The sequence below is a fragment of the Thalassospira sp. MCCC 1A01428 genome, assembly GCF_002115825.1.
In the GTDB taxonomy this organism is placed as follows: domain Bacteria; phylum Pseudomonadota; class Alphaproteobacteria; order Rhodospirillales; family Thalassospiraceae; genus Thalassospira.
In genome coordinates, this window is record NZ_JFJZ01000001.1 from 166,456 (window position 1) to 179,298 (window position 12,843).

Annotated in this window: 13 protein-coding genes; 3 read left to right on the forward strand and 10 right to left on the reverse strand. The window is 55.2% G+C overall.

All coding sequences use genetic code 11. The annotated features are described in order from the left end of the window. The first annotated feature begins 236 nt into the window (after positions 1-236). Positions 237-2,084 (forward strand): lytic transglycosylase domain-containing protein, encoded by a 1,848-nt coding sequence (locus tag THS27_RS00765; protein ID WP_085587255.1) that lies wholly within the window; start codon positions 237-239, stop codon positions 2,082-2,084. A 286-nt stretch (positions 2,085-2,370) separates the two neighbouring features. Further along, entirely contained in the window at positions 2,371-2,766 is a 396-nt protein-coding gene (locus tag THS27_RS00770) for a hypothetical protein (RefSeq protein WP_139835429.1), read from the forward strand. A 41-nt stretch (positions 2,767-2,807) separates the two neighbouring features. Here THS27_RS00770 and THS27_RS00775 read toward each other — a convergent pair whose 3' ends face one another. The 10 genes from THS27_RS00775 to THS27_RS00820 all read right to left on the reverse strand — a co-directional run bounded on the left by THS27_RS00775 (position 2,808) and on the right by THS27_RS00820 (position 11,179). Further along, positions 2,808-3,842, reverse strand: a complete 1,035-nt coding sequence (locus THS27_RS00775; RefSeq protein WP_139835430.1) for a tetratricopeptide repeat protein — start codon at positions 3,840-3,842, stop codon at positions 2,808-2,810. Between the two features lie 63 nt (positions 3,843-3,905). Continuing rightward, a complete protein-coding gene (locus THS27_RS00780; protein WP_085587102.1) occupies positions 3,906-4,409 on the reverse strand; it encodes a cytochrome c-type biogenesis protein in 504 nt (167 codons plus the stop codon). Then, positions 4,406-4,945, reverse strand: coding sequence for a DsbE family thiol:disulfide interchange protein (locus tag THS27_RS00785; protein WP_085587103.1), 540 nt, complete (start codon positions 4,943-4,945; stop codon positions 4,406-4,408). The genes THS27_RS00780 and THS27_RS00785 overlap by 4 nt, the downstream gene beginning before the upstream one ends. Continuing rightward, positions 4,942-7,035: a heme lyase CcmF/NrfE family subunit gene (locus THS27_RS00790; RefSeq protein ID WP_085587104.1), complete on the reverse strand. Its 2,094-nt coding sequence runs from the start codon at positions 7,033-7,035 to the stop codon at positions 4,942-4,944. Before THS27_RS00790 ends, THS27_RS00785 begins: the two co-directional genes overlap by 4 nt. Before the next feature lie 147 nt (positions 7,036-7,182). After that, positions 7,183-7,671, reverse strand: a complete 489-nt coding sequence (ccmE, locus tag THS27_RS00795) for a cytochrome c maturation protein CcmE (protein ID WP_085587105.1) — start codon at positions 7,669-7,671, stop codon at positions 7,183-7,185. A 15-nt stretch (positions 7,672-7,686) separates the two neighbouring features. After that, positions 7,687-7,884, reverse strand: a complete 198-nt coding sequence (gene ccmD / locus THS27_RS00800) for a heme exporter protein CcmD (protein WP_085587106.1) — start codon at positions 7,882-7,884, stop codon at positions 7,687-7,689. Next, entirely contained in the window at positions 7,881-8,657 is a 777-nt protein-coding gene (locus tag THS27_RS00805; protein WP_085587107.1) for a heme ABC transporter permease, read from the reverse strand. The genes ccmD and THS27_RS00805 overlap by 4 nt, the downstream gene beginning before the upstream one ends. A 117-nt stretch (positions 8,658-8,774) precedes the next feature. Further along, positions 8,775-9,440, reverse strand: a complete 666-nt coding sequence (gene ccmB / locus THS27_RS00810; RefSeq protein ID WP_085587108.1) for a heme exporter protein CcmB — start codon at positions 9,438-9,440, stop codon at positions 8,775-8,777. Beyond that, positions 9,437-10,168: a heme ABC exporter ATP-binding protein CcmA gene (gene ccmA, locus THS27_RS00815; RefSeq protein ID WP_246832783.1), complete on the reverse strand. Its 732-nt coding sequence runs from the start codon at positions 10,166-10,168 to the stop codon at positions 9,437-9,439. The genes ccmB and ccmA overlap by 4 nt, the downstream gene beginning before the upstream one ends. Positions 10,169-10,408: 240 nt before the next feature. Beyond that, complete coding sequence (locus THS27_RS00820; protein WP_085587109.1) at positions 10,409-11,179, reverse strand: thioredoxin family protein; 771 nt, start codon at positions 11,177-11,179, stop codon at positions 10,409-10,411. Between the two features lie 270 nt (positions 11,180-11,449). On the opposite strand from THS27_RS00820, the gene THS27_RS00825 reads away from it, so the two are divergent. Continuing rightward, a complete protein-coding gene (locus tag THS27_RS00825) occupies positions 11,450-12,784 on the forward strand; it encodes a sodium-dependent transporter (protein ID WP_085587110.1) in 1,335 nt (444 codons plus the stop codon). Positions 12,785-12,843 lie beyond the last annotated feature (59 nt).

Here is a 12,843-nt window from a genome sequence, read left to right on the forward strand (position 1 = left end):
TGGAAAATAACCAGAATTTCCGCCAGTTTCTGCGTGGACAGGGCAGATATGCATTTGGGGCCGGGCGGTGGGCAACTTCCTGATTACAGGATAAAAATGCTTCGTTGAGGGGCGAATTGCTGGTATATATGCCAGCTCAAAGACGGGGAATCCGCTTACACAGGTTGCGACGACAAACTGCTTCGGGTTAGAAAAACCGCGTTTACACCGGGGTCTGTTTGGGGAAAAGACAGGTTTTGATCGAAGCACGTACATTGTTCATTTCGCGTTTAACCACGCGGATCAGGCGCAGCATTACCGTTTTGGCACTGGCTACTCTTTGTGTGGCAGGTCCAAAAGTGGTTCATGCCGCACAGGAACAGGCTGCGCTTGGCAGTTCTGGCCTTGACGAGTCGACTGATTCCGACGCGGTTAAAATTCCCAGTGTCCTTTCAAGCCGGGATGCAGAACTTTATCGCCAGATTTTCAAGGTGCAAAAGGATGGCCGCTGGAAAGATGCGGACAACCTGATATCGCGCCTGTCTGACGATGTGCTGATGGGCCATGTCATGGCCCAGCGCTATTTGCATCCGACGGCATATCGTTCGCGGTTTTCCGAACTGCGCGACTGGCTGGCGAAATATGCCGATCTTCCCGAAGCGGACCGTATTTATGATCTGGCGATGTCACGTCGCGGGTCCGCTGCCAAGCCCAAGCGCCCTGTCGGGTCGTATCTTAAGGGAGCTGGTTACGATTACGAAGATATCCGCCCCTATTATCACAAATCGACCAAAAAATTGTCTGCCGCCCAGCGCAGCCGGGTTTCGGTTTTAAAGCGTCGTATTCATTCGCGCATTCGCTCGGGCTGGCCCACAGGCGCACTGGAAGTGCTTGATAGCGGCGAAGCCCGGAGTCTGTTTGATGCCTATGAGCAGGACCAGGCGCGCGCCTCGATTGCATCGGGTTATTATTATTTTGGCAAGCCTGATCTTGCCTTGAAACATGCGGCGAAGGCGGCAAAACGGTCGGGCAAATATTTGCCCGAGGCCTTGTGGGTGGCTGGTTTGACGGCATGGCGCCTGAACAAGTTTGACGAAGCCCATCAGCAGTTTGACGATGTTTCAACCAACCAGTATGCGTCAAGCTGGACCAGGTCAGCCGGTGCTTTCTGGGCTGCACGTATTGATCTGGCTGAAGGCAAGTTTGACCGTGCTGATAAATTGTTGAACCGGGCGGCCAAATATCCGCGTTCGTTTTACGGGTTGTTGGCCCTGCGTGCCCTTGGCCGCGATGATGTTTTTGACTGGGACAGCCTGAGCCTGACGCAGGATCGCGCCAATAAATTGCGGCTTGACCCGCATGGGCGCCGCGCCCTGGCCATGTTGCAAATTGGCAAACGCCATGATGCTGAACGTGAAATGCGCAAAGCTGCTATTTCCAGCGACCCCAGCCTGCGCCGGGCGGTTTTGGCGCTGGCCGATACCGAATCCTTTGCTGCCCTGACCATGCGCCTTGGCAATTACATCGCACAAAAAACTGGCGAAGTGATTGTGAATGCCCTGTATCCGGTGCCGTCATGGGTGCCGGAAGGGGGCTATAACGTTGATCGTGCCCTGATTTATGCGTTGATGCGCCAGGAATCGGGCTTTAACGCCGAAGCACGTAGCCATGTTGGCGCACGTGGTTTGATGCAGTTAATGCCCGCAACGGCCAGTTATATTGGCAATACCCGTTATCGCGGGGCCAAACGCAAAGAACTGTATGAACCGGAAGTCAATATTGGCCTGGGTCAGAAATATGTAGGGCATTTGCTGGATCAGAACGGTGTTGATAACGGCTTTTTACAGCTGATGGCGGCTTATAATGGCGGTATCGGTAATTTGGGCCGCTGGCAAAAGGCACTGAAAGACAACGAAGACCCGCTATACTTTATCGAAAGCATTCCGTCGCGTGAAACCCGCCTGTTCATTGAGCGGGTGATGGCAAATCTGTGGATGTACCGGTCTCGTTTAGGGCAGGATCGCCCGTCACTGGATCGTCTGGCCGCAGGTAAATGGCCTGTTTATCAATCGCAGGATGCCGACGGGCTGGCGGCTGTTCAGTAGCAGGTCTGCTTACATGACTGTCGCGAGTTTATAGGGGCGTGGCAAATGTTGGTTGGCCCGGCGACAGGACATTTAAAAATATCGATCCCTTAAAACCGTCATTGGCGATAAACTGCCCGATGACGGTTTTGATCTTTTTGCGCCATATGTTGGATACCGGGCGCAAGATAGTCGTGAACCGGATCAAACCCTAACGCCTGTCAGGTTCGTTTAATTGAAGCCAGCGCATCCCGATAAAAACCCTGCCTCAAAGCCATCGCCACCGTCTAAACCCGCGGCGTCACCGTTGGCAGAGGGAACGATCCTTGATCGTATTTCCATGCCCCCCATGAGCGGCGAGGAAGCCCTGCGCCGGTTTGACGGGCATATGCAAACGGAAAAAGTACGCCAGAACGAAGCCAAACGGAGTGCGTCAGCAGACGTCGATGGCGGGGGGGATTCCGGGGGGAATGGCGAAAGTGACGTTGCAACAGGGGCGCGTGCCAATGGTCCATCTACAGGGCCCAGGCCGTCATCGCAACAAACGTCAGGGCATGCTGCGAATGATCAAAACCGTGCCGATCTGGCCGAGCTGGCAAGATTGCCACTGCTTTTGCGGGTTGTTTCGGTCATTGGGACGCTTGGCCTGATGGTCGGGATTGTTCTGTTGGCATTGTTCATCGTGAACTGGCTAAATGCCTAAAGCGCTTTTCCTTTAATATGACCCGTTTGGGCGTGTTGCGTCTAATTGTCGTTGCTGGCAGCGCTGTTCTTGGCGTTTTCACTGGCTTCAAGCTGTGCTTCCAGTGATGCAATTTCGGCGGCGGTAGATGCGCTTAGCGGGGCGTCCGCGGGCAGATCGTGGATCAGGTCGCGCAGGACATGCAGCGATTGCGTTAAATGCCCCTGTTGTTCCAGCATGATGCCGTAATAATAACGGCTAAGCCGGTGATTGGGCATTTGGCCTAGCGCATGAAGGACCAGATTGCGCGATATTTCGTCGATCTGGCCGCCCTGGGCGGTGATGCGGGTATCGGCATATTCAATTGCCAGCAACGGATTTTGCCCTGACAGCGCATAGGCCCGGCGATAGGCCGCAACCGCGCGTTCGATGTCACCTAATCGTAAGGACCCACGGGCCAAAACCAGCCACCCTTGCAAATTGCGCGGGTTGGATTCCAGCGAAATCACAATTTGCCCTAACAGGCGGCGGATTTGTTTGTCGGTTTGGGCCGCCGGGTCGTCCGGGTCGGCGGATGCCGCTGCTGCGGCGGCGATATTGCGTTCACTGGCCCGCTCCGCATAGGGACGGGCGGGCATATCGGGGTGTCCCTGCCACATATAAATGCCAAAGGCCGCAACCACCGGAATTGCCGCCATGACAGCCGATATCATGATTTTTTGGGCATTTTGGCCGCTGTTCGGAACCGCTGGCGTTAATGCCTGTGGTGATGACGTTGACGACGACAAGGGTGGGGGTGAGGCTTCACCCATAGCCACGGTGTCGGTGTGCGAAATGACGGTGCCATCACTGTGACGCGTTTGCGCACTGCGATATTCGATATAGTCAAAATCATCATCAAGGTCGTCTTCGTCATCATCATCGACGACATCGCCAATCTGGTATTTGGGTTTGGCGATGGCTTCCGGGGTAGGGGCCCTGTGCGATTGCCCGGCGGGCAAGGACGCTGTGTCGCCCTGTTGCCCACGCCAAAAGGCCGTGAAAAACACGGTTACAAAGGACAGGAAGGAAAGCCCGGCAATGCTCCACCAGATCATGGTGTGACCTTGTTATATTTGGCCAGGCGGGCCGGGCTGTCTTTTATGCCGGTCATTAGTGGCTTATTCCCCCGAAGGACTTAGAATTTCGTCAAGGCGTTTGCGTTCCTGATCGGTCAGGTTTGCAGGTGTTGTGCGGCCATCGCGTTTTTTGCGGCGGTAAAAACCGACAACAGCAAGGGCGGCCAGAATAAGCAAAATAAACGGGCTGGCCCACAGAATATAGGTATCGGGTTTAAGTGGCGGGTTTAGCAACACATAGTCGCCATAGCGCGCGACGATATAATCAATGGCTTGCTGGTTGCTGTCACCCGCCAGAAGGCGTTCGCGCACCAATACCCGTAAATCATGGGCCAGGTCGGCATCGGAATCGTCAATCGACTGGTTTTGGCACACCAGACAGCGCAATTCCTCGCTGATCGTGCGCGCACGCTGTTCCAGCACCGGGTCCGACAGCATTTCATCGGGGTTTACCGCAAAGGCCGGGCGGGCATAAAAGGACAGGGTCACCACAACTGCCAGCATGGCCAGCCAGATCGACCTGTTTGGGCGAAAGAGGCGCATCATCCTTTTTTCAACTCCCTGATTTTGGGCAGAAGCACTTTTTCCAGTGTTTCGGCATCAATAGGACCAACCTGTTTATAGGCAATTTTGCCATCGCCATCGATGATGAAGGTTTCAGGAACGCCGTAAACCCCAAAATCAATGCCGGTACGCCCGGAAATATCCATACCGACAGCGGTATAGGGATCACCCAGTTCATCAAGCCAGTTTACACCGTCTTGGGGGTCTTTTTCCTTGTAATTAAGGCCATAGACCGGAACGCCGGCTTCGGCTGCAAGGCGTTTGATCATGGGGTGTTCGGCCCGGCACGGCACGCACCAGGATGCAAACACATTCACCACCGAAACATGGCCCTGCGTGAGATCGGCACGTGAAATGCCCTTGTCACGGCCCGGAAGGGGCGGCAGGGAAAATTCGGGGGCGGGCTTGCCGATCAGGGCGGAAGGAATGACGGACTGGTCCTTGCCGATATTGGTCAGAAATATCCCGGCCAATGCTGCAAACAACACCAGCGGTATGACAGCGATCCAGAACCTCATGGGGCGGGTACTCCGTTCTTCTTAAAAAGCAGGATCATGCGGGTAAGCATATTGATGACCCCGCCTAACAGGATAAGCAGCATGCCCGCCCAGACCCACGGCATCATGGGTAAAAAGCGGACATCGACAATGCGGCCGCTATCTTCGGCACGATCCCCGATCGACACATGCAAATCGCCATCGCGGCCATGCCAGATCGCCGATTCCTTGGTTTCAACACCGCGGATCGGATAATAGCGGACTTCAGGGTAAAGCTCGCTAACCGGCTGTGCATTGCGATAAACAATGAATTTGGCTTTGCGGGTGGCAAAATTTTCGCCTGGCAGCAACGAAACGCCTTCATATTGCAAATTATACGGGCCGATTTCGATGCTTTGCCCGGTGCGGGCGGATAAAACAGCCTGTTCTTCCCACAGACTGCTGGCAGAACCCCCGGCAATTAGCAGCGCCATGCCAATATGGGCCAGTGACATGCCCAGATAACGCGGCCCCAGCATTTTAACATTGCGGTATTTGCTTTCGCCGTGGTCGCGGTGACGCCACAGTTTTTCCCATAAATCACCCAGGGCTGCGGTTACCACCCATGCGGCCAGACCAATGCCCAGCAAAGGCAAAGGCGGCGCATCAATATGGCGCATCCAGACAAACAGGGTAACGATAATGGATAAAATCAGCGCCAGTTTCATGCGCCGCCCAACCGATGCCGCCCCGTCAACCCGCCAGCGCAGCGTCGGCGACAGGCCCATCAACAGCAGCATGGCAAGGGTAACCGGCATCAGGGCCTGAACAAAAAACGGCGGGCCAACGGTAATGATGGTACCGCCCAGCCAGCGCAAAAACAGCGGATAAACGGTGCCAATCATGACAATGGCAGCGGCAACGGCCAGCAGCACGCTGTTGATGAACATCGCACTTTCGCGCGACACCAGGGTGAAATCGGCATTTTCGCGCAAATAACCGGCAGCACGCGAAAACAGGTAATAGGCCCCGGCAAAAAGCAGACAAAAGCCGATCAGTAAAACCGCATTATCGCCACTGGCGCGAAGTGAGGCCGGAAGCGGGCCAAGCAGGTCGGAGCGGGCGAGAAAAGTACCAAACCAGCCCGCACCAAAGGCCGACAGGGCCAACAGGGCGGTCCAGGGTTTTAAGGCTTCGGTTTTTTCCAGCACGGCCAGGCAATGTAAAAACGCAGTTGCCAGCAACCACGGCAACAGCACGGCATTTTCCGATGCATCCCAGTACCACCAGTTGCCCCAGCTTTGTTCAGCATAGGCGCGATAGGCGCTGATCATCATGGCTGCACCCAGCAACGTCCAGGACAATAATGCCCACGGGCGCAGCATTTCGGCCCAGGACCGGTGCAGGCGGGCACGCGGCAGGGCCGCAATGGTGGCGGCAAAAATAATGGATAATCCGGCCAGCCCTGCATGCAGGATCGGCGAATAAAAGATATCAAGGATATCCTGGGATTGCGGGTCAAACCCCTGGCCGTCAAGGGGCGGGTTTGCCATGCGGGCAAACGGGTCGCCATCAAACAGGACGCTGGCCGCCAGCAGGGCAATGATCAGGCCCATAATGCCGATAATGGCGTGCGGATTTTCCGATTTTTTAAAGACGGCGTTTTGCAGCAAAAACAAAATGGTCGCAAGCGATGTGAGCGTAATCCACAGCAAGGTCGCCCCGCGATCCGGGCTGATAGAGGCAGCTATACGATACAAAACCGGGGTGGAGGAATGGCTGTAATGGGTGACCAGCGGCAGGGTAAAATCGCTAATGATAAAGCTGTATATCAGGCTTCCCTGTGCGCCGATTGCCAACAGGCAAATCAATATCGGCAAAGGCCAGATCGGTATCCCCGACAGGGAGGATGCCGGTGACGTGGCCGGGGCAGGGCCGGTGGGCAACGGACTAAACAGAAACGCCGAAATTGTTTGCCACGGGCCGGTTTTTGCGGCGATTGCACTGCCAGCCCCCGTCACATGCAGCGACGGGCGGCGCATAAGCGCACCAAGCGGCGAAAAGATAACAGCCTGGCAGCAGCCCAGCATCAACAAAAGAATAAGGGCGAAATGTCCGGTTTCTGCGATCATGCCGTGCGGTGCTTTATCCTGTCATACGAAAAACAGGGTTCCCCCTGCCATCTTGCGATGGTCGGTGATGCTAAACGAAAGTGCGTCAAACTGAAATCGTCCCAACAAGAAATATCCCTGATATTTCTGATGGTTCAAAAATATGGCTTAATTACGCATATTTTTGGCATTTTGTTTTTCGATTTCTTCCCAGTGACCACTTTTTTTCAAGGCATCGGCCACTTCGCGGGGCATGTAATTTTCGTCATGTTTGGCCAGCACTTCCTGGGCAACGAACTGCCCCTTTGGGTTCATGTGGCCTTCGGCAACAACACCTTGCCCTTCGCGAAACAGGTCAGGCAGGATACCGGTATAGGAAACCTGCACGTCATGTTGCATGTCGGTGACGGTAAAGGTCACCGTGCTGCCATTTTCAAGTTTTTGCAGCGACCCTTCCTCGACCAGGCCGCCAATGCGCAGGCGACGGTCCGGGTCCATTGGCGATTGCTCGGCAAGCTCGGTCGGGCTGAAGAAAAACACGACAGAATCGCGAAACGCCGTCAGGCCAAGGGCGGCAGCACCGCCAGCAGCCAGCAAGGCCGCGCCGATCAGATACAGGCGTTGGCGTTTGCGTGATTTGGCACGGGACAGGGACATTTTAATGACCTCGGCTTAAGGCTGGCGGACGGGCGCTTTTTTGCGTCGGGGCCGCCGGGATTTTAACAGGGTTTCAAGATGGGCCAGGTCGCGGCGGCTTTTTTTCAGCCCGCGCAGGCTGACCATTAATAAAACCAGCAAGGCAATGGTGGTCAGGCCGTAACTTGACCAGACATAACCGGCATAACCGCCCATTTCAAAAAAATCGGTCATTCGCCTGCTCCTGCCTGTTCGGGGTTATAGACCGGTTGGACGCTGCCCGGGGCATCTTCGCCAATGCCGCTTAGTTGCAGGGCACGGATGCGGCGTTCGTTAAGTTCAAGGCGAATGCGCAAAATCAGCACGATCACGTAATAGCCGGTAAAGCCGATGGCGATCAGAAACAGCGGCCATAACATGCTGGGGTCGATGCTGGGGCCGCCCATGCGGGCCACCGATGCCGGTTGATGCAGGGTGTTCCACCAGTCGACCGAAAATTTGACGATCGGCACATTGATCACACCGACAAGTGCCAGTGCGGACCCGGCCTTTGACCCGCGTTCGGGGTCATCAAAGGCATTTACCAGCGCCATATAGCCCAGATACAGAAACAGCAAAATCAGCATCGAGGTCAGGCGCGCATCCCATACCCACCAGGTGCCCCACATCGGTTCGCCCCACAATGACCCGGTGATCAGGCACAGGGCGGTAAAGGTGGCGCCAATCGGGGCGGTTGCGCGTGCCGCAATATCGGCCAGCGGATGTTTCCAGATCAGGCTCATGGCGCCACAAATGGCCATGCCGACATAACAAAACAGGCCCATCCATGCGGCAGGCACATGGATATACATGATGCGTACGGTATCGCCCTGCTGGTAATCGGCAGGGGATGCCACCAGCGCCAGATACAGCCCGACAGCCAGGGTCAACACCGTAATGCCGACGGCCCAGGGCATGACGGCGCTGGCCAGTCTTAGAAACACACTTGGTTTGGCGAAACGATGCATTTTTCCTTGTCCATTCGCATCACGGGCGGAAAACGCTTCCGCTACCGGTTTGGTCTATCTCTCGGTCGTTTGGCAGCCCCTGTTCCGATACGGAAAACGGGCCACAATTGTTGGCGTTTATTCGACTGCCAACCGCAGCGCACGGGCGGCTGCCAGCGGGGCAAGGGCCAAGGTCAAAAGCAAAATGGCCCCCATAATTTGTATATGTTCGCCGGCGGGTAAGCCTAAAAGGGCGGCTTCCACAGCGCCGGCACCAAAAATAAGCACCGGAATATAAAGCGGCAAGACCAGCAGCGATACCAGAACCCCGCCGCGTCGCGCACCCAGAATAAGGGCGGCGCCAATGGCCCCGATCAGGCTTAGCGCCGGGGTGCCGACCAGCATGGCCAGCATCAGGGTCCCAAAACCGGCACTGTTCATATTCAGCATTACCGCCATTAACGGCGCGGCAATGATCAGCGGCAGACCCGTTGTCAGCCAGTGTGCCAAAACCTTGCCCAGAACAACCAGTTCCAGCGGGACAGGCGACAGCGACAAAAGCTCCAGCGTGCCGTCTTCAAAATCGGTCTGGAAAACCCGTTCCAGTGACAGCATAGCTGCAAGCAGGGCCGAAACCCAGATAACCCCCGAAGCAATGCGCGCCAGAATGTTGGCTTCCGGTCCCACACCAAAGGGAAATAGCGTGGTGGTAACGATGAAGAAAGCTACCACCATGATCGAGTCTGCGCCTTGACGAAGCGCAAGGCGCAGGTCGCGCGCCAGAATGGCAATTAATATTTTCATGCGATCCCCGTAAAATCAGGTGACGGGGTAGATCTGCTTTTGTGTGTTTTACCAGCGGCGTTACCCTGATTGGCGCCACTTTGGCGAGTGTCGCCTGTGTCCGCGGTTATGCCGTGGTTTTCATCATCGGTGGTTAGCCAGTCAAACATTGGCATGGCAAATTCATCAAGATCAACACTGCGCGGTTTGGCAACATCCAGATCAATATGGGTCGAATAAACCACAATGCCGCCGCCTGCGCGAAATTCATCAATGATCCGGGCCAGGTCGGCACAGGATTCGCGGTCCAGCCCAACGGTTGGTTCATCAAGCAGCCAAAGGTCGCTTTCGCCAATCAGAATACGGGCAAGGGCGGTTCGGCGTTTTTGACCACTGGATAAAAACCGGCCGCTGGTTTTTGCCAAATGCAAAATGCCCAGCGCCTTTAACGCATGATCAATGGCCGCGTCGCTGTTATCGACATCACGCAAGCTGGCCCACAGGCGCAAATTATCGCGTACGGTCAGGACCGGCTTAACGGCATCCTGATGGCCAAGATATTGTAAACGGGCGCGATGGGCGGGTAAATCGGTGCGAATATTTTCGCCTTGCCAGAAAATGGTGCCGGTCAGCGGTTCGGACAGGCCTGCCATCAGGCGCAACAGGCTGGACTTTCCTGCACCATTGCGCCCACGCAGCATCAGGGCGTCGCCCGGATGTGCCTCGAACGCCAGGTCGGCAAAAACCAATCTTTCGCCGCGGCGGCAGGTAAGATCAGAACCGCTAAAAACAATCATCCAGTCCACACAAACCATTCACATGTCATGCACTTCTATAACGTGAAGTGTCATGGGAATCATGCTTTATCCGACATTTGTGCAGGTGACTTTGTTTCAGGTCAATCTCCGGGCGAGAGAGCGGATGTTTTGCACATTATTTTAATAAAAACGTGTGATCCCGGTGTTTTGAAAAACCGTGGCGGTTTGGCATCAATAAAAACGCGCCATTCCCGCACTGCGGATCGGTCCGCCATTTTCTTCCTGCAACAATACGGCAATGCCGCCATTGCATTCATATTCCAGGCGCACCGGTATTTCGCGTGGTTTGCCATCCCATGTGCCAAGATCATCCAGCTCGCGCACGATATTAACATGCTTGAGGTTGCGTCCCGCATTTTCGCCGGCTTCAACATCGGTGCTGGCGTGGCGGTCAAAGCCAACCAGCCATATTTTAAGGGGTTTGTCGGGGGTCACACCTGTTGTTGCGGCCAGTTGCACAATGCCGCCCGGTTTTTGCCCGGCAGTCTTGTCTGTTTTGATGGTTACCCATGACGCCAGCGGAGACGGCTTTTTTAATGCCGCCTTCAGGATGGCATCCTTGTGCGTTGCGCGGACCGCCCCGGCCCCGTTGATCATGATTTGCGGGGTATAAACATAGCTTTCATGCTGAAAGGCGGCATATTTTCGCTGACGGTCGGTATAGACCGGGGCGGAAAAGCGGTCTTTCCATCCCAGATAATTCCAGTAATCGACATGGAAGGACAGCAATAGAAGATCGTCGGTTTCGCTGGAAATATCGCGCAAAACGGCATCGGCCGGGGGACAGGAGCTGCACCCTTCGGAGGTAAAAAGTTCAACAACCGCTTGCGGGGTTGTGCTGGTGGCCTGCCCTGCGGCGGCGTGGGCCGAACCGGGAACAGCAAGCGCGAGCAAAGCTGCCAGTGCGGGGCCCCACATCAGTTTGGGTGAATGTGTTTTCATGCCCCTATCATTGCCGATTGCCCCATCACCTGCCAATCACAAGCGGTTGAAGCAACCACAGGTCATAAAAACACGTGTTTTTTGCGTAAATGGATGCACCCTTAACCAAAGTTTTCTGCTAAAGGGAGATGTTAAAGCCGGTTTGCCCGGTGGGCAAAGGGCGGGGGCCGGATGCCTCTGCTTTTTTATTCCGATTCAAAATAAAAGCCGGTCCATCAACTCGAAAACGGGTGCGAAACGAGACCGGCAAGACAAGAGGGTTTGCAGGAAATGATAAAACGTGAGCATTGGGGGTCACGCCTCGGCTTTATTCTGGCGGCTGCGGGGTCAGCTGTTGGTCTGGGAAATATCTGGAAGTTTCCCTATATGGCAGGCGTCAACGGGGGCGGTGCGTTCCTGCTGATTTATCTGGCGCTGGTCTTTACGATTGGCCTGTCGGTGATGCTGGCCGAAATGGTGATTGGCCGCATGGCCGAAAAAAATGCCATTGGCGCATTTAAAAAGCTGAAAGGCGGTGCCTGGCCACTGGTGGGTTTGTGCGGTGTTGCCGCTGCCTTTATGATCCTGTCATTTTACAGCGTCGTTGCTGGCTGGACGATTGCCTATATGGTCAAGGCGATCACGGGCGACATTTCCAGCAGTGATCCGGCGGTTCTGGGCGCGGCCTTTGGCGGTTTCATTGGTGGCAGCATTTCGCCGCTGGTTTATCACGCTATTTTTATGGCGCTGACGGTATTTGTTGTGTTGTCGGGCATTGGCAGCGGGATTGAACGGGCCTCGAAAATTTTGATGCCAGCCTTGTTCGTGTTGCTTCTGGTTTTGATCGTGCGTGCAGTGACCTTGCCCGGTGCGGGCGAAGGACTGGCCTTTTTGCTTCAGCCGGATTTTTCCAAGGTTACATGGAATACGGTTTCCGATGCGCTGTCGCAGGCGTTTTTCTCGCTGTCGCTGGGTATGGGGGCCATGATTACCTATGGGTCCTATCTGTCGAAAAAGGAAAACATTGCCGGTGCGGCTGGCTGGGTAACCCTGCTTGATACCGCAGTTGCCGTTTTGGCCGGTTTGCTGGTGTTACCTGCCGTGTTTGCCTTTGGCTTTGACCCGGCAGCAGGCCCGGGCCTGACATTTATTACGCTGCCCGCGGTGTTTGCCCAAATGCCGTTTGGCGAAGTGTTCGCTTTCCTGTTCTTCCTGTTGCTGGCGATTGCGGCGCTGACATCTTCGGTGTCGATTCTTGAAGTTGTCGTTGCCTATTTTGTCGATGACCGGGCGATGAACCGCAAGGTGGCATCGATCATTATGGGGGTGATCATTTTCTTCCTTGGCATCCCGTCATCCCTGTCGATGGGGCTTATGGCCGATACCAAATTTTTCGGCATGACCTTTTTTGACCTGATGGACTTTATTTCCTCGAAATTGCTGCTGCCGATTGGCGGCCTGTTTATTTCGTTGTTTGTGGGCTGGGTCGTCTGGGGGGCAGCGAAGGCCGATATTGCCGCGCATAACGGCACTGTTCCGGTCTGGATCAATGCCTGGGGCATCGTTGTGAAATTTATCGCACCGCTGGCCATTGCCTTTATCCTGATCCAGGGTTTGGCTGGTTAAGACCAGGCTGATCCATCAGATGGATTTGGGGCGGAAACGATGGTTTGTTTCCGCCCCTT